Consider the following 17,490-nt stretch of genomic DNA (forward strand, 5'->3'; position numbering starts at 1 on the left):
AATGAAATTTTGTTTGTTCACTATAACTTCCGAGTGTTTGCATAAGTACATTCCTCAAAGTTATATAGACGCGAACACAAGTGATTATTCAGCAAGCTTCACATCATCAATACTCCCGACCATGGCAGAAGGTGCCTACCAGTTGCATACCAATAGCTATAATCTCAGGAGAGACGTCATGTTCAAGCAGAAGCCGCTCGCAGCGGCCGTTTCGTTGGCCGTTTGGAGTCTGGCCGCCGCCTCCGCCGTTGCGCAGGACGCACCCGCGGGCCAGATCCAGACCGTCGAGGTCACCGGTATCCGTGCCTCGATGGCCAAATCGCTGGCCGTCAAGCGCGATTCTTCCGCCAACGTCGAGGTGATCACCGCCGAAGACGTGGGCAAAATGCCGGACAAGAACCTGGCCGATTCGCTGCAGCGCCTTGCCGGCGTGGCCGTGCGTACCGACTACGACGAGGCCGAGAAAGTCGCCATGCGCGGCACCAACCCGGACCACACCCTGATCCTGTTCAACGGCCACACCGTCTCGGGCGGCGACTGGTACTTCGCCGACCAGCTCTCGAGCAGCCGCTCGACCAGCCTGTCCTTGATGCCGTCCTCGGTCCTGAACCAGGCTGTCGTCTACAAGACCTCGCAGGCCAACATCGTCGACGGCGGCATGGCCGGCACCATCAACGTCAGCACCCGCAAGCCGCTGGCGCAGAAGGAACGCCTGACCGGCGTGATCAACCTGGGCGCCGTGTACTCGCAGCTGCCGAGCAAGGCCGCGCACGACACCAACGCCTCGATCAACTGGAAGAACGAATCGAGCACCTTCGGCTTCATCCTGCAGGGCTTCGCCGAGAAGCGCCATTCGCGCCGCGATTCGGCTTCGCGCTTCGCGTACTCGGGCGGCAGCGGCTGGGACGTCATCAACACCTCGACCATGCTGGGCATCACCGACGAGTCGCTGGCCGGCACCGGCTACAAGGCCTCGGACCTGAACGGCGTGCGCATCCCGGGTTCGATGAGCATGGAATACGTGGAAGGCGTGCGTGACCGCAAGGGCGGCATGTTCTCGGCGCAGTTCAAGCCGAACAACGACCTCGACATGACCATGACCGGCTTCCATTCGGAGATGAAGGCCAATAACTTCGGCCGCCTGAACGCCGGCGCCATGTTCAGCATGCTGCGCGGCCTGGGCGGCCCGCAGGGCGGCGCCGCGCCGACCGACTCGAACGGCAAGCGCGTCTATGCACAGATCAAGAACCCGGTGATCGTCACCGAACGCACCATGTACGGCCATGAGCTGAAGGTGCTGAAGGCGGCCGACATCGTCTACCCGAACGGCACCACCCCGCAGTACATCGGCGAAACCGAAGGCGCCTACCGCGACGGCGCCAAGGCCAGCAGCGCCTTCCTCGACCTCGACGTGAAATACCGCGTCAGCCAGGACCTGACGGTCAAGGCGCTGCTGTCGGTCACCAAGGGCGTCGGCGAGACCGCGCTCGACCAGGGCCTGACCTACACCCGCTACGGCACCGGCGTCTCCTACGCGCTGGGCAGCCTGTACGACGCCCCGTTCGTCAAGTGGTATGGTACCGGCCCGAACGTCCCGGGCCGCAACGCCGACGGCAGCGGCTACGTCCTGACCGGCCGCGCAGCCTCGGGCGTGACCACCAACGACCGCGAGAAGAGCCTCAACCTCGACGCCGAGTACAAGCTCGACAGCACCTACGTCAAGTCGCTCGAGTTCGGCGTGCGCCACGCCGACCACCGCCGCGACAGCGCCCGCCGCTTCCCGCAGCTGCGTAGCGGCAACCTGGAATCCTTCGCACCGACCGGCGCCTTCAACTTCCAGCCGATCCCGTCGGACTTCGGCGCCGACCTGGACGGCCCGGCAGGCTGGGACAACACCAGCTGGACCCTGACTCCGGACGCGCTGAAGGCCTATTTCGCGGCCAACTACAAGCCGACCAATGCGGAATGGGAGCGCCGCGTCTCGACCGAACTCGACATGCGCGAACGCCAGAGCTCGGGCTACCTGATGGCCAACCTGGAAGGCGAACGCTGGTCGGGTAACGTCGGCCTGCGCTATGTGCGTACCCAGGTCAACGCCAACGTGCCGTCGCCGATCCCGGCAGGCACCTGCCCGCGCACCGAACCGGGCAAGCCGGCGACCACCTGCGCCGCCGTGCCGGGCGCGATCACCACCGCCAGCGACGGCGTGCAGTACTACGACGGCGTGCCGTTCAATCCGCTCGCCGGCGTGATGTACTTCAAGCAGGCCAAGGAAAGCACCTTCAACAACCTGCTGCCGAGCCTGAACCTGCGCTACGAGCTGACCAAGGACCAGATCCTGCGCTTCGGCGCCAGCAAGACCATCTCGCGCCAGAACTACAACATCCTGGGCGCCGGCTACGGTTCGCCGACCTGCACCGACGGCTTCTGCCAGGTCACCGGCCCGAACCCGAACCTGGAGCCGCTGTTCGCGAAGAACCTGGACATCTCGTACGCCTGGTACTTCGCGCGCCGTTCGATGGTGGGCGTGAACCTGTTCGCCTCGAACATCACCGGCTACCCGAAGACGGGCGTGGCCGGCCAGGACACGGTGCAGCTGCTCGACCCGCGTGACAACGTCATCAAGAACTTCGCGGTGAACTCGGCTTCGCAGCAGGGCGCGCGCATCCGCGGCATCGAGCTGATGTACGAGCAGCCGTTCGGCAGCACCCCGTTCGGCTTCACCTCGAACGTGAGCCGCGCCAAGACCGAAGTGGACGATGGCCGTCCGATGGTGGGCGCTTCCGAGTACGCGGCCAACCTGGGCGTGTACTTCGAGAACGACAAGGTCTCGGCGCGCCTGGTCGCCAACTACCGCAGCGAGTACGTCAACACCTCGACCGCGCCGGCGCCGAACGCCAACAGCCAGGGTCTGTCGACCATCAACGGCATCCTGATGCCGGTCGCGCCGACCATGGCCGCCCCGGTGACCACGCTGGCCTTCAACGCCAGCTACAACCTGCGTCCGGACCTGGTGCTGTCGTTCGACGCGACCAACCTGACCAACGTGAAGCGCGCCTACTACCGCTACAGCGAAGCGGAGCAGCAGAAGCTGGACGTGTCGGGCCGCATCTTCTACCTGAACCTGAAGTACCGCTTCTGATTCCGGTGTAGTGCATCCAGAGGGGAGCTTCGGCTCCCCTTTTTTCGTTCCTGCCCGATCCTTCTTCCACCCGGCCCCGCCGCCCTGTAGGAGACGGCCTATCGAACAATGTGCGGCACCTAACGGTGGAATCCGGAGCCCATCGGTAACATGGGAACCGTCTGAGTGAGGGACCTGTGCGCCAGCCGCACGGTGCCAACAGCTCAACAGGTTAGCCGGTCGCCTCGAGGACCGGCACCAATTTCGGGCCGCGCCCAGGCGTCGGCCCCAACGGAAGCGGAGGTCGCCATGTCCGAGATCAAGCAGCCACCCAAGCACCTGGTGCGTGAATACCTCGAGCGCCGTGCGCGGGAAAACGCGCCGCCGCCGACGCCGGAGGAAATCCGCCGCCAGCTCGGCTGGGGCATGCTGATGCCGTCCGATCTCAAGATGGGGACCAACCGCTCCTGATCCCGCGCCACGACGCGGTCCACCACCGTCCACAGGAGACAAGCATGACCAGAAAGATCGGCAGCAAACACGAGGCGCAACACCGCGGCAAGAAGGAGCGCCAGGAGATCCGCCGCACCAACATCGCGCGCGAAGCGGTCAAGATGGCCGAGGCCCGCGCCAAGTACCGCAACCAGGCCAAGGGTCGTCCGGCGATGGACCTGTCGGCGTCAAGCTGAGTTTTACCGAAGCAGTTTGCCCAACTGGCCCGCCTACGCACAGGCGGGCTTTTTTTCGCCTCGCCATTCGCCGTCCGCGCCGCCGTCCGCCGAATACTTCGCCATTCACCGCCGCCATACCGCCATTCACCGAAAGGCGCTGTCCATTCATGTTGCTGTTCCGGTATCGTGTGTCCATTCCACACACGAGGAGTCACGCATCATGCATACCGAAGAAGCTTACCGCTGGCGCAAGCAGGCCGTCCTGGGCCTGGTCCTGATCGCCGTCGGCACCATCATCCTGCTCGACCGCATGCACTACATCGACGCCGGGGCCTACTGGCGCTACTGGCCAATGCTGCTGGTCGTGGTCGGCATTACCCAGACCATCGGCTATCCGAGCCCGCGCGAATTCGGCAGCGGCCTGTGGATGGTCTTCATCGGCCTGTGGCTGTTCGCCTGCTTCAACCATGTATTCGGCCTGACTTTCGGTAACAGCTGGCCGCTGTTCATCCTGGCCTGGGGCGTGGAACTGGTGTTCCAGCCCCTGGTCGCCCGCCGTTTCGCCCAGCAGCAGTCGGCCCTCAAGGGAGTGGAGAATCGACATGAAGGATAATTTCCAGTCGAAGGGCGTCACCAGCCAGGTCGTGCTCGGCCTGCTCGTGATCCTGATGGGCATGCTGCTCCTGCTCGACAATCTCGATTTCATCGACATCCGGCGCGTCCTCGGCTTCTGGCCGATGGTGTTCATCATCGCCGGCACCGTGAAGCTGTGCGATACCCAGAGCCGCAACAGCCAGCTGCTCGGGGGCCTCCTGGCCGGACTCGGCGTCCTGATGATCCTGGACCGGATGGACATTATCGACTTTAACATCCGTACCCTGTGGCCGCTGTTCCTGATCGGCGCCGGCGCCTTCGTGCTGTACAAGGCCCTGGATGCGCGCCGTGCGGGGCCAACGGCGTCGCTGAAGGACGAGGCCGATCCGGGAAGCGACGTGGTCGACGTGGCCGCCATCGTCGGCGGCTTCGAACGCCGTGTCACGACGCAGAACTTCCGCGGCGGCGAGATCACGGCGGTGATGGGCGGCTGCTCGCTCGACATGCGCACCGCCTCGATCCAGGATGAAGCGGTGATCAACGTGTTCGCGTTCTGGGGCGGTGTGACCATCAAGTGCCCGCCCGACTGGACCGTCGTCCTGCAGGGGACGCCGATCATGGGCGGCTTCGAGGAGAAGACCGCGACCCCGCCGCACAGCCAGAAGCGCCTGATCATCCGCGGCTACGCGATCATGGGCGGCGTCGAGGTGCGCAACTGATGGTGCTGGCGCGGCGCGGCAGTGCGCTCTACCTGCTGGCCTGGCTGATGCTGGGCCTGCTGCTGGCGGGGCTGATCGATGCCGCCACCGGCGCCAGCCCGGGTGCCTGCCTGCTGTTCGCGCTGCCGCTCACGCTGTTCTACGCGGTCGCCTGCGGCTTCTCCAGCTACTACCTGTGCCGCGCCTTTCCGCTGGCGCAGCGTCCGCTGGGAACGGTGCTGTCGGTGTTCTTCTTCAGTGGCCTGAGCGCGGCGCTGCTGTGGTGCGCGGCGGGCAGCGCCTGGGCGGCCGTATGCCGGTTGCTGCTGGCCGAGGAAGACGCGGTCGGCTTCACCCGGCCGTTTGGGGCCCTGATGCTGGGAATCGGAATGCTGCTGTACTGGATGACGGCAGTGGGCCACTACCTGGCGCTGGAATTCGAACGGGCGCGCCGCGCCGAGACGCGCGAGCTGGAATCGCGCCTGCTGGCGCAGGACGCCGAACTGCGCATGCTGCGCACCCAGATCGACCCGCACTTCCTGTTCAACAGCCTGAACTCGATCAGCGCGCTGACGGCGATCGACCCGGGCCGGGCGCGCGACATGACCCTGCAGCTGGCGGGCTTCTTCCGCCAGACGCTCGGACTGGAAGCGCACCGCAAGGTGCGCCTGCGCGAGGAGCTGATGCTGGTCGAGCGCTTCCTGGCGATCGAAGGGGTGCGCTTCGGTCCGCGCCTGCGCTTCGAGCACAGTGTGGGCGAGGGCGCGCAGGAATGCCTGCTGCCGCCGATGATCCTGCAGCCTTTGGTGGAGAACGCGGTCAAGCACGGGATCGGCGGACTGCTGGAAGGGGGTAGCATACGACTGCATGCCGAGCGCTCCGGTTCGCTGCTGCGGATCCGGATCGAGAACGATGCGGACCCGGATGAAACGGGAACGAAGGAAGGCAAGGGCATCGGCCTGGTGAACGTGCGCCAGCGCCTGGCCGCGGCCTATGGCAGGGATGGCAGCGTGCACTGGGCACGCGAGAACGATCTATTCCGGGTGGAGTTGGTGCTGCCCGCAGAGACGGAGGAGAAGTAAGCGATGCGAGTACTGATCGTCGACGACGAACACCTGGCGCGCGCGCTGCTGCGCGAATACCTGGCCGGCCACCCGGACATCGAGGTCGTGGGCGAATGCGCGAATGGCTTCGAGGCCGTCAAGGCCATCGGCGAGCTCGACCCGGAGCTGGTCTTCCTCGACATCCAGATGCCCAAGCTCGACGGCTTCGAGGTGGTGGAGCTGGCCGGCAGCAAGCCAACCTACATTTTCGCGACCGCCTACGACCAGTACGCGCTGAAGGCCTTCGAGGTGCACGCGATCGACTACCTGCTCAAGCCCTTCAGCCGCGCGCGGCTGGCGCAGGCGCTGGAGCATGCGCGCAGCCGCCGGCCGCGGCCGGAGCAGATGCAGGCGGTGGTGCAGGATGCGGGCCGGCGCCGCGGCTACCTGGAGCGGGTCCTGATCAAGGACGGGACGCGGGTGCACGTGGTCCCGAGTGGCAGCATCGACCATATCGAGGCGCAGGACGACTACGTGCAGGTGACCGCGGCGGGCAAGGCCTGGCTGAAGAACCAGCGCCTGTCCGAGCTCGAGGCCCAGCTCGACCCGCAGGTGTTCATCCGCATCCACCGATCCTGGATCGCCAACCTGGGATCGATCGCGCGCATCGAGCCGTCCAGCAAGGACAATTACTGCGCCGTGATGAAGGATGGAAGCAGGCTGCCGATCAGCCGCAGCGGCTACCAGAAGCTGCGCGAGCTGATGCGCTAGGACGCGGCGGCGTCCACCGCCCACCAGGCCGGCAGCAGGGCGCGCACTTCGGAACGGGCGAAGCGGTCGTCGATCAGCCAGACCACCCCGCGATCCTGCTCGGTACGGATCACGCGCCCGGCGGCCTGCACCACCTTCTGCATGCCGGGATAGAGATAGGTGTAGTCGTAGCCGGCCCCGAACATCGCCTGCATCCGCTCGCGCAGCTGCTCGTTGACCGGGTTCACCTGGGGCAGGCCGAGGGTGGCGACGAAAGCGCCGATCAGGCGCTCGCCCGGGAGGTCGATGCCTTCGCCGAAGGAGCCGCCCAGCACCGCGAAGCCGACCCCGCGTCCGCCGGGGACGAAGCGCTCCAGGAAGGCGGCGCGTTCCGGCTCGCTCATGCGCCGTTCCTGGCGCCAGGCCGGGACGTCGGGATGGCGCGCCTGGAGTTCTTCCAGCACCTGTTCCAGGTAATCGAAGCTGCTGAAGAAGGCCAGGTAGTTGCCGGGACGCTCGGCATACTGGCGCGCGACCAGGTCCGCGATCGGCCGCAGCGAGGCCGCACGGTGCTGGTAGCGGGTCGAGATGCGCTTGGCCACGTGGACCTCGAGCTGGCTGGCGGAAAACGGCGAGGCGACGTCGGCCCAGGCGGTATCTGGCGGCATGCCGAGCAGGTCGCAGAAGTAGTGCCAGGGATTGAGGGTGGCCGAGAACAGCGTCACCGAGCGGGCCAGCGCGAAGCGCGGCGCCAGGAAGGGCGCCGGCACCACGTTGCGGATGCTGATGGTGGAATCCCTGGCGCCGCACCTAGCCAGGTCGCACAGCGAATGCGCGCCGAAGGATTCGGCCAGGCGCAGGAAGGCCAGGGCGTCGAAATGGAAGCGTTGCAGCTCCGGGTCGAGCGGCCCGGGGACCTCCACCAGGAAGTCGTTGACGGCGCTGGTGGCGTTCTGCAGCGCGTCCAGCAGCTTGTCCGGCACTTCGGGCAGGACCTGGTAGGGCGCGGAGGGCAGCGGCGCCTCCTTGTCGACGCCGCTCCAGGCGCGTCCAACGCGCTCCAGAGCCTTCTTGACGACCCCGGGCGCGTTGGCGCGCGCGGCGCGCAACTGGCCGCGCTCCAGTTCCACGCTGTACATCGCGCGGGCGCGCGAGACCATGTTGTGGGCTTCGTCGACCAGCACGCTGGTCTTCCAGCCGCGCTCGAGCGCCAGCGCGTAGAGCATGGCGCTGCCGTCGAAATAATAGTTGTAGTCGCCGACCACCATGTCGGCCCAGCGCGCCATTTCGCTGCCGAGGTAGTAGGGGCAGACCTCATGGGCCAGGCCGACTTCGCGCAGGGCATCGCGGTCCAGCACGGCCACCCGGGCGCTCGCCGCGCGCGCGGCCGGCAGGCGGTCGTAGAAGCCTTTCGCCAACGGGCAGGCGTCGCCCTGGCAAGCCTTGTCGGGATGCTCGCAGGCCTTGTCGCGCGCCGTCAGTTCGAGCACCCGCAGCGGTATCGTGCGCCCGGCACCCAGGCTGGCGGCGGCATCGAGCGCGAGGCGCCGGCCGGGGGTCTTGGCGGCCAGGAAGAAGACCTTGTCCAGGCCTTCTGTCGGCATCGCCCTCAGGACCGGGAACAGGCTGCCCACGGTCTTGCCGATGCCGGTCGGCGCCTGCGCCAGCAGGCAGCGTCCGCTGGTATTGGCGCGGTACACGTTCTCGGCGAGCTGGCGCTGGCCGGGACGGAAATCCGCATGCGGGAAGCGCAGTGCGCCGAGCGCCGCGTCGCGCGCCGCGCGGTGCGCCGCCTCGCTGTCCGCCCAGTTCGAGAAGCGTTCGCACAGCCCGGCGAACAGGGCGGCAAGCTCTTGCGCGCTCCGGGTTTCGCGCAGCACGGTTTCCTGGCCGCTGCCGATGTCATAGTAGACCAGGGCGAGGTTGACGCTGTCCATCCCGAGCTGCCGGCACAGCAGGTGGCCGTAGACCCGCACTTGCGCCCAGTGCAGGTGGCGGTGGTTGTCGGGAATGGCGTCGAACTTGCCGCGGTGGGTCTTGATCTCTTCGACCAGGTTCTGGTCCGGGTCGTAGCCGTCGGCGCGCCCGCGCACCAAGAGTTCGCCCCAGCCGCCTTCCAGGGCCACTTCGGTGCGGTAGTTGGGGCCGCGCCGGCCCGTCACCACCGCATGTCCATTGATGCCTTCCTGGGCGGTGGGCGAGGGAGTGAAGCGCAGGTCGAGGTCACCCTGCTTGGCGGTGAACTCGCACAGGGCGCGCACCGCGACGGCGTAGTGAAGGCCGACATTCAAGCGGCCTGCTCCCATTGCAGGTAGCACACCGATACCGGCATCCCGTGCAGCGAACAGTACTCGATCCAGCGCAGCTGGTTGTCCTGCAGGCGGTCGCCCGGGCCCTTCACCTCGATCATGGTGTAGCGGTTTTCCGCCGGCCAGAACTGGATCAGGTCGGGAAAGCCCGTGTGGTTGGCGCGCACGTCCGCCAGGATCCGCTCGCACCACTTGCGCAGGTGCTGCGGCGGGATGCAGGCCAGCGCCAGCTCCAGCAGTTCTTCGCTCAGTGCGCCCCAGTACACGAAAGGCGAAGCGATGCCGGCCTTGTCGCGGTAGTGGGCGCGGATGGCGTCGCGGTAGCTGCCGTCGTCCAGCCGGGCCAGGCAGGCGTCGAACTCGGCCTTGCGGCGCAGCTGGAAGTCGGGGCTGTGCAAGTCGGCCGGACCGCGGTGGAAGGGGTGGAAGAAGGCGCCGGGTATCGCGGCGAAGACCGCGGGCCAGCACAGCAGGCCGAACAGGGAATTGGCCAGCGCGTTCTCGACGTAGAACACGGGCGCCTCCGCGCTGGCCAGGTGGTCGCGCACCACGCCCTCGACCCACCGGTCCTCCACCGGCATGGGCAGGGACAGGTCGAGGCGCTGGACGACAGGCTTGCGGGCCGGCAGCCTGGCATGGCCGAGGCGGCGCGCCAGGCGCGGCCCGATGCGTGTCAAGTGCTGGCGCTCGGCCTCGCTCTCCGGCGCCGCCTGGGCCGCCTGGAACAGGGCATAGGCGTCCTCGAAGCGCTCGTGCTTTTCCAGCACGCGGATGGCGCGCCCGCGCGCACCGAGGAAGCGGCAGCGCGCATACACGGCATGGGCATTGTCCCAGTCCTTGAGCTTCTCGAAACCCTGGCCGATCTGGAACAGCAGCTTCTCGCGCCGGCTCGCCAGCCAGTCGTTGTCGAAGACGTGGGCGGGCAGGTCGCGCAGCACCTCGCCCGGCGGCTCGCCGGCGTAGAAGCGCTCCTTGCAGGCGTGCAGCAGGACGTAATGCTCGACGTCGGCACGCGAGCGGAAACCGCGCGAGGCCTGCGAGATCTCGACCTGCTCGAAGCGGAACATGCCGAGGTCGGACAGCACGAACTCGGTCCAGTCCTGGGCCAGGTTGCCGAAGAAGATCAGGCGCAGCCGGTCGCACAGCGGCTTGACCAGGATGCGCAGGGCGAGGTCGGGGCAGCCCCGGTACCAGTTCGAAAAGGACCGGCTGTCGGCGCATGCCTCGCGCAGCGCTTCCAGTTGCTCGCCCTTGCGCGCGTTCCGGTGCGGCAGTTGCGCGCCGAAGGCATCGAGGATCTCGGGCTTGGACAGCAGGTCGAACAATTCGTCGAGCGAGAGGACCGGGTCGGCTTCGACCCAGCCGGTGGCGAGCAGTTCGCGCGCGGCCTCGACCGGGCAGCCGATCTCGGCATACACCAGCTTGCTGGCGCGGAACAGGTTCCCCTTGCGCATGACCATGCGCACGAACAGGGCGCGCGCGTTCTGCGGCAATGCGGGAAAGGCGGCCAGGAAGGCCAGCTCGTCGTCGACCAGCAGGTCGCGATAGCGCTCCCCGATCCAGTCGAGGACGCGCTGGAAATTGTCCAGATAATAAAACTCGTTTTCCAGAACCCTGATCATGTCATGACGCCATACTGTGCTTTCGTACAGTATAGCGCCACGTGGGCGCAATAACCCAGCAGTAAGCCACTTTTCCGCCGATTTTCAGGCATCTTGCGGACTTTTCGCCACGTCACTGCTTTGGCGGGCGGGTCTGGCAGGCGTTGTTCGGGCACAGCAGTTCGGTCATCTGCGAACCTTCGGGCGCGTGCCCGTTGGCGTGCACGATGACGGCCGAAATCAGCGCGACGTCGGCATCGACCGGGGCTGGCGCGGTCGTGGCCGGGTTGACGCCGCGCGGGGCCTTGGCCTGGGCCGGCCTGGCGGTGCTTTTCGCGACCGCAACCGGCCTGGGTTTCGCCGGCGGCGCGGCCAGGCGCGCGGCTGGCCTGGTCTCGGCCGCAGCAAGCGTTGCCGGACGGGCGGAAGGACCGGCTTTCGTCACCGCCCGGACGGGGGGCGGCGGCGCGGATTTCTCCGCGACCGGCTTGTCCGGCGCCGGCTTGAGCAGGCGCAGCGGCGGGACCGCCCCGGCCGGGGACGCCTGGTCGACGATGACGGCGTCCCCGGCCGGCTGCGCATCGAACGCGGCCGGGGCCATCGCGACCTGGAGCACCGTTGCCGCCGTCGTGGGACGCTCGGCCGGCGCCGGGCCGTGCCGCGGCGCCTGCCGCGCATCGGCCAGCACCGCCTCCTGCACATCGGGGCGCAGGCCGTCGTTGTTGGCAGCCATCCAGACCAGCGTCGCGGTCAGGGCCAGTGCGACGGCGGCGCTGGCGCCGTACCATGCCAGCCGTAAGGCCGGGTTTCTGGCGCCGCGCTTGCGTGCCGGCTCGCGCTCGAGCATCGCCAGGATGCTGTCCTCGCCCGATGTCGCGGTGCGGCGTGGCGACATCAGGTTCGGACGCATGGACGGGGATTGATTTTCGTCTGTAGGCCGCACGGTATTACTCCTAAGATTGGTTCTCCCAGTTCTGATTAGAAACAATCTTGGAGGAAGCGATGCTGATTTTTCTCGCCCTTCTGTACTTTTGTCTGGCGACCGGCGCGATCTGGCTGGCCCTGTTCCCGAGCGGAAGGGCGTTCCTTGCGCGCGGCATGTTCCTGCTGCGCCAGCGCTGGTCCCGGCGCGCCCTCGGCTGGCAGATCGCCGGCAGCCGCTACGCCGACTCCGTGCGCGGCGAGATTCCCCGCGACATCCGGGGCAGCATCCTGCGCTTCATCCGGCGCCACCGGATCGCCTGTGCGATCGGGGTGCCGGCCATCCTGATTCCCTCGCTGCTGGCGCTGGCCCTGAGCAGTCCCGCCATGTTGCCGGTCTACGAAGGCGAGACGGCCGCACCCGATGTCCAGGTGGCGGCGCTGCTCCAGGGCGAGCGCCTGGTGCCGCCGGTGGCCCTGCCGCCGATGGCCTTCACCACCGCCGAGGTCGAGCTGGTGCGGCCGATGCTGGTGAACGCCAGCCGCAACTGGGGCCTGCTGCACCCGGACTTCGCCCAGCGCCTGCTGCTGGCCTTCAAGATCATGAAGGAAAAGCATGGCTACGAGATGGCCCTGCTGGAAGGCTATCGCAGTCCGGCGCGCCAGGACGAGCTGGCCCGGGCCGGCAGCCACGTCACCAACGCGCGCGCTTTCCAGAGCTGGCACCAGTATGGACTGGCGGCCGATTGCGCCTTCTGGCGCGACGGCAAGCTGGTGATTTCCGAGAAAGACCCCTGGGCCATGCGCGGCTACCAGTTGTACGGCGAGGTGGCCGAGCAGGTCGGCCTGACCTGGGGCGGACGCTGGAAGATGATGGATTTGGGCCACACCGAATTGCGGCTGCGTGGCGTCATGCAGCGCTAGGGTCGGGTCTGGCGGCCTCCCTGGCCGGGCAACCCTTGCGCAGGCGCAAGTATCGCCCGGCAAGCCCGTGCGAGCATTTCCTTTAGAACATTCCTACAACCCACCATCCTGCTCCCGCCATGGCACGAATCTGGCAGTTACTGACCGACAGCCGAGTGCTGGTCGCGATCGGCATCGCCGCGCTAGCGGCTTGCCTCTTCATCGGCGCCGACCTGATCGGCATCGACCTCATTTGGGCCGCGATCGTCGGGCTGCTATTGCTGGCCTGTTGGGGCCTCTGGTGGGCGATCCGGCGCCACCTGCGCGGGCGGGCCGCCAGGCAACTGGGCGACGCCATCATCCCGGGCGAGGACCAGAGCGCCGGCGCGAGCGGGGAGATGGCGGTGCTGCGCAAGAACATGCTGGAGGCGATCGCCACCATCAAGACATCCAAGCTGGGCCTGACGCGCGGCGCCGCGGCGCTCTACGAGCTTCCCTGGTACATGATCATCGGGAACCCGGCGGCGGGAAAAAGCAGCGCCATCGCACGCTCGGGCCTGAGTTTCCCGATACCCGGCAACAAGGCGCTGCAGGGCGTGGGCGGCACCCGCAACTGCGACTGGTTCTTCACCACCGACGGCATCCTGCTCGACACCGCGGGCCGCTACTCGGTGCAGGATGACGATCGCGCCGAGTGGTTCAGCTTCCTCGACCTGCTGAAAAAGCACCGCAACAAGGCCCCCATCAACGGCATCCTGATCGCCGTCAGCGTGGCCGAACTGGTGGCCGGGCCCACCAGCGCGTCGCACGAACTGGCCAAGAGCCTGCGCACCCGTGTGCAGGAACTCACCGAGCGCCTGGGCGTGCACGCGCCGGTTTACGTGATCTTCACCAAGGCCGACCTGGTGGCCGGCTTCACCGACTTCTTCGCGGACACCGAGCGGAGCGAACGCGACCGCATCTGGGGCGCCACGCTGCGCTACAACCGGCGCAGCGCGCCGCAGGACGTGCTGGGCTTCTTCGACCAGCATTTCGACGAGCTGTACGACGGCCTCAAGGAGATGAGCCTGGCGAACATGGGCGCCAACCGCAGCACCCAGATGCGCCCCGGGGTGTTCACCTTCCCGCTCGAATTCGCCGCCATCAAGACGCCGCTGCGCGCTTTTCTCTCCACCCTGTTCGAAGAAAACACCTATCAGTTCAAGCCGGTGTTCCGCGGCTTCTACTTCACCAGCGCGCTGCAGGAAGGCAGCGTGCAGGACCTGTCGAGCAAGCGCGTGGCCAGCCGCTTCGACCTGGCGCTGCGCGAGCAGAAGGGCGGCGAAGTCGCCGAGCAGTCCGGCTACTTCCTGCTCGACCTGTTCCGCAAGGTGATCTTCGCCGACAAGGACCTGGTCAAGCGCTATACCAATCCGACGGCGGCGCGCTGGAAGGTGGCGGCCTTCTTCGGGGCCACCGTCCTGCTGGGCGCCGCGCTGGGCGGCTGGAGCTGGTCCTACATGGGCAACCGCCAGTTGGTGGCCAACGTGCAGTCCGACCTCGACAAGGTGGCGCGGATGCAGGCCGGGCGCGCCGACCTGCAGTCGCGCCTGGAGGCGCTCGACATCCTGCAGGACCGCATCGAGCAGCTCGACAAGTACCACGAGGAGACGCCCTGGGCGCTGGGCTTCGGCCTGTACCAGGGCGAGGCGTTGGCGCGCAAGCTGCGCGACGAATACTTCGCCGGGGTGCGCGCGGTGATGGTCGAGCCGGTGACCGCCTCGCTGGAAGCCATGCTGGCCGAGGTCAACGCGAACGCGGCCCAGCTGGCGCCAGCCGCCCCCGACGCCGCCAGCGCCCACCTGGTGTCCGCGCAGGCGGCCCCACCGGCGAGCGCAAACGGCCAGTACCAGGGCGTCTCGGCCACCAGCGTGGCCGACGCCTACAACGCGCTCAAGACCTACCTCATGCTGGGCGACAAGCGCCACGCCGAGCCGGGCCACCTGAACGACCAGCTGACCCGCTACTGGCGCACCTGGCTCGATGCCAACCGCGGCAACATGCCGCGCGAGCAGATGATCCGCAGCGCCGAGCGCCTGCTGACCTTCCACCTGTCGCAGGTGAACGACCCGGCCTGGCCGCAGATGACGCTGAAACTCAGCCTGCTCGACAGCACCCGCGAGCACCTGCGCCGCGTGGTGCGCGGCACCCCGGCGCGCGAACGCGTGTACAACGACATCAAGACCCGCGCCGCGACCCGCTTCCCGGCGGTGACGGTGGCGCGCATCGTGGGCGAACAGGACCAGGGCCTGGTGGCCGGCAGCCACGCGGTCTCGGGCGCCTTCACCCGCCAGGCCTGGAAGGATTACGTGCTGGGCGCCATCCGCGACGCCTCCAGCAGCGAAGCGCAGAGCGCCGACTGGGTGCTCAAGACCGTGTCGAAAGACGACCTGACCCTGGAAGGCAGCCCGGAACAGATCCAGAAGGCCCTGATCGAGATGTACAAGGCCGAGTATGCGCGCGAATGGCTGAAGTTCGTGCAGGGCGTGGCGATCGCCGACCTGAAGGGCTTCGAGGGCAGCGTGCAGGCCATGAACCGGCTGGGCGACCCGCAGTCTTCGCCCATGGCCAAGCTGCTGCGCACCGTGTACGACGAGACCGTGTGGGACAACCCGGGGGCCGGGGCGGCAAGCCTGTCCACGACCGAGCGCACGTTCGCGCAGTGGTTCAAGGAAGTGGTCCTGCGCCGCGCGCCTTCGGATGCGCGCACCCTGGCCAACGCGGTCGACCCGGGCGCGCTGCTGGGCGGGTCAGCCAATGCGGGAGCGGGGCCGATCGGCCGCGAATTCGCCGGCGTGGCGCGCCTGGTCGGGGTGAAGGAGAAGGACGCCTCCCTCATGACCGGCTACCTCGACGCGCTGTCGAAACTGCGCACCCGCCTGAACGCCCTGAAGAACCAGGGCGACCCGGGCCCCGGCGCCAAGCAGTTCATGCAGCAGACCCTGGAGGGCAACGGTTCCGAGCTGGCCGACGCGCTGCGCTACGTGGACGAGCAGATGCTGACCGGGATGAGCGACACCCAGAAGGCCGCGCTGCGCCCGCTCCTGGTGCGCCCGCTGACCCAGACCTTCGCCATGATCGTGCTGCCTTCCGAGGCCGAGATCAACAAGACCTGGCAGCTGCAGGTGGTGGAACCGTTCCAGCGCACGCTGGCGACCAAGTACCCGTTCGCGGCCGGCTCCAACGTGGAAGCCACGGCGGGCGAGATCGGCCAGATCTTCGGCCCCGAGGGCCAGGTCGCCAAGTTCGTGAACACGGCGATGGGACCGCTGGTCGTGAACCGCGGCGGCGTGCTGGCCGCGCGCACCTGGGCCGATATCGGCATCACGCTGGCGCCGCAGGTGGTCTCGGGCTTTCCGGGCTGGATCGCGCCGCTGTCGGCCAATGGCGTGGCCGCCGGCGGCGGTCCGCAGACCGTGTTCCAGATCCTGCCGCAGGCGGCGCCGGGCACCCTCGAGTACACGCTCGACATCGACGGCCAGCAACTGCGCTACAAGAACACGGCGCCGGTATGGACCAATATGGTGCATCCGGGACCACAGGGCATGGCGGGCGTGCGCATCTCGGCCGTCACCTTCGACGGCCGCAGCGTGGAGCTGTTCAACGAGCCCGGGCAGAGCGGCCTGAAACGGATGATCGACGCGGCCCAGAAGAAGAGAAAGGACGGCGGCGTGTTCGAGCTGCGCTGGAGCGCCGGCAACGTCGCGGTGACGGTCGACCTGAAGATCGTCTCGAGCGCGGCCGCCAACGGCAGCGGCGAGCAGGGCCAGGGCTTCCGCGGCCTGCGCCTGCCGACCGCCATCGTCGGGCGCGCTCCCGACAGTCCGCCGGCCGCGGCGCCGGCGCTGGCCAGCGCGAACGGGGGCCAGTGATGCGCGGCCCGGCCTCGGAACGGATCGGCTACTTCGGCAAGATCCCGGCGCGCGCCGACTTCGTCAAGCTGGCCGACGACCCGGCCGCCATCGCCATGCTGGACCGCTGGCTGGCCCAGGTCATGACCCAGCTGGCCCAGGACGCGCGCTGGCGCATCAACTACGACGCCATGCCCGCGGTCAGCTTCGCCCTGGTGGGTCCGGCGCGCCGCCATGCGATCGCCGGCCACCTGCTGGCCAGCCACGACCAGTCGGGACGCCGCTTTCCCTTCCTGGCGGCGCGTACCCACGCGGTGCAGGACCCGGCCGCTTTCGTCACGCGCTGTCCGCTGGCCTTCGCGCCGCTCTGGAGCTTTCTCGAGACGCGCTGCCCGCGGGTGCTGTGCGAGGCCGATCCCGGCCCGCACCTGCAGGCGATCGCCGACGCCACCGTGGCCCTGGGCGACGCCGAACCGACGCTGTCGCACCTGCTGGCCAACGGCACCGTCGGCTCGCTCGGCGCGCTGCTCGAGGAGCGCCAGTTCGCGCGCATGGTGCTGGCGCTCGGGCTGCTGCTGCAGCCGGTGATGCACAGCCAGCCGGCCGAGCTGCACAAGAGCCTGGTGCTGCCGCTGCCGAACGACGCGGGGCAGCGCTATCCGGTGGCCGCGTTCTGGCTGCAACTGGTCGCGCCTTTCCTGCGCCGCTCGAACTTCGACCTGGCGATCTTCATCACGCGCCAGGAGGGGCGTCCGGTGCTGGTGGTGGGCTTTTGCGCGGCCCTGGCCGAGACCCTGCGCGCGCTGGTCGACCCGCTGGTCGGCGCCGAGCAGCAGGTGCGCCTGTCCGACACCGGCTGGATCGACGAGCAGCTCTACATCGACCTCGACGTGCGTTCGCTGGCGAGCTACCTGGCGCAGGCCGACCTGCCGCTCGGGCTGGCGCGCGACATGTTCATGAAGACCTTCATCGGAGCCGCGACGTGAGAC

Annotated in this window: 13 protein-coding genes; 10 read left to right on the forward strand and 3 right to left on the reverse strand. The window is 67.8% G+C overall.

Annotation, left to right across the window (positions count from 1 at the left end; translation table 11 throughout):
• Nucleotides 1-178: 178 nt before the first annotated feature.
• From ACK4S9_RS17175 to ACK4S9_RS17205, 7 genes are all read left to right on the forward strand, one after another.
• Nucleotides 179-3,142 carry a TonB-dependent receptor gene (locus ACK4S9_RS17175; protein WP_409728037.1) on the forward strand — a complete coding sequence of 988 codons (2,964 nt, stop codon included), beginning with the start codon at nucleotides 179-181 and terminating at the stop codon, nucleotides 3,140-3,142.
• A gap of 288 nt (nucleotides 3,143-3,430) precedes the next feature.
• Nucleotides 3,431-3,592, forward strand: a complete 162-nt coding sequence (locus ACK4S9_RS17180) for a hypothetical protein (RefSeq protein ID WP_409728040.1) — start codon at nucleotides 3,431-3,433, stop codon at nucleotides 3,590-3,592.
• Between the two features lie 44 nt (nucleotides 3,593-3,636).
• Entirely contained in the window at nucleotides 3,637-3,810 is a 174-nt protein-coding gene (locus tag ACK4S9_RS17185; protein WP_409728043.1) for a hypothetical protein, read from the forward strand.
• Nucleotides 3,811-4,012: 202 nt separating this feature from the next.
• The gene (locus tag ACK4S9_RS17190; protein WP_409728046.1) at nucleotides 4,013-4,405 is read left to right on the forward strand and encodes a LiaF transmembrane domain-containing protein; all 393 of its coding nucleotides are present in this window, start codon (nucleotides 4,013-4,015) and stop codon (nucleotides 4,403-4,405) included.
• Nucleotides 4,395-5,105, forward strand: coding sequence for a LiaI-LiaF-like domain-containing protein (locus tag ACK4S9_RS17195; protein WP_409728049.1), 711 nt, complete (start codon nucleotides 4,395-4,397; stop codon nucleotides 5,103-5,105). Before ACK4S9_RS17190 ends, ACK4S9_RS17195 begins: the two co-directional genes overlap by 11 nt.
• Complete coding sequence (locus ACK4S9_RS17200) at nucleotides 5,105-6,166, forward strand: sensor histidine kinase (RefSeq protein ID WP_409728052.1); 1,062 nt, start codon at nucleotides 5,105-5,107, stop codon at nucleotides 6,164-6,166. Before ACK4S9_RS17195 ends, ACK4S9_RS17200 begins: the two co-directional genes overlap by 1 nt.
• 3 nt (nucleotides 6,167-6,169) lie before the next feature.
• Nucleotides 6,170-6,898, forward strand: coding sequence for a LytR/AlgR family response regulator transcription factor (locus tag ACK4S9_RS17205; protein WP_409728055.1), 729 nt, complete (start codon nucleotides 6,170-6,172; stop codon nucleotides 6,896-6,898).
• On the opposite strand, the gene ACK4S9_RS17210 is transcribed toward ACK4S9_RS17205, so the two are convergent.
• From ACK4S9_RS17210 to ACK4S9_RS17220, 3 genes are all read right to left on the reverse strand, one after another.
• Complete coding sequence (locus ACK4S9_RS17210; RefSeq protein ID WP_409728058.1) at nucleotides 6,895-9,183, reverse strand: ATP-dependent DNA helicase; 2,289 nt, start codon at nucleotides 9,181-9,183, stop codon at nucleotides 6,895-6,897. The two genes, ACK4S9_RS17205 and ACK4S9_RS17210, sit on opposite strands and share 4 nt — an antisense overlap.
• Nucleotides 9,165-10,808 carry a VRR-NUC domain-containing protein gene (locus tag ACK4S9_RS17215; protein WP_409728061.1) on the reverse strand — a complete coding sequence of 548 codons (1,644 nt, stop codon included), beginning with the start codon at nucleotides 10,806-10,808 and terminating at the stop codon, nucleotides 9,165-9,167. Before ACK4S9_RS17215 ends, ACK4S9_RS17210 begins: the two co-directional genes overlap by 19 nt.
• A 112-nt stretch (nucleotides 10,809-10,920) precedes the next feature.
• Complete coding sequence (locus tag ACK4S9_RS17220; RefSeq protein ID WP_409728064.1) at nucleotides 10,921-11,697, reverse strand: hypothetical protein; 777 nt, start codon at nucleotides 11,695-11,697, stop codon at nucleotides 10,921-10,923.
• 92 nt (nucleotides 11,698-11,789) lie between these two features.
• Here ACK4S9_RS17220 and ACK4S9_RS17225 point away from each other — a divergent pair, with 92 nt between their 5' ends.
• The 3 genes from ACK4S9_RS17225 (at nucleotide 11,790) to tagF (ending at nucleotide 17,487) form a co-directional block, all read left to right on the forward strand.
• Nucleotides 11,790-12,632 carry a M15 family metallopeptidase gene (locus tag ACK4S9_RS17225; RefSeq protein ID WP_409728067.1) on the forward strand — a complete coding sequence of 281 codons (843 nt, stop codon included), beginning with the start codon at nucleotides 11,790-11,792 and terminating at the stop codon, nucleotides 12,630-12,632.
• Nucleotides 12,633-12,751: 119 nt separating this feature from the next.
• Entirely contained in the window at nucleotides 12,752-16,522 is a 3,771-nt protein-coding gene (tssM, locus tag ACK4S9_RS17230) for a type VI secretion system membrane subunit TssM (RefSeq protein WP_409728069.1), read from the forward strand.
• On the forward strand, nucleotides 16,522-17,487 hold the full coding sequence (gene tagF / locus ACK4S9_RS17235; RefSeq protein ID WP_409728072.1) for a type VI secretion system-associated protein TagF: 966 nt from the start codon (nucleotides 16,522-16,524) through the stop codon (nucleotides 17,485-17,487). Before tssM ends, tagF begins: the two co-directional genes overlap by 1 nt.
• The last annotated feature ends 3 nt before the right edge of the window (nucleotides 17,488-17,490 follow it).

The organism is Massilia sp. (assembly GCF_046293535.1).
In the GTDB taxonomy this organism is placed as follows: Bacteria; Pseudomonadota; Gammaproteobacteria; order Burkholderiales; family Burkholderiaceae_D; genus Telluria.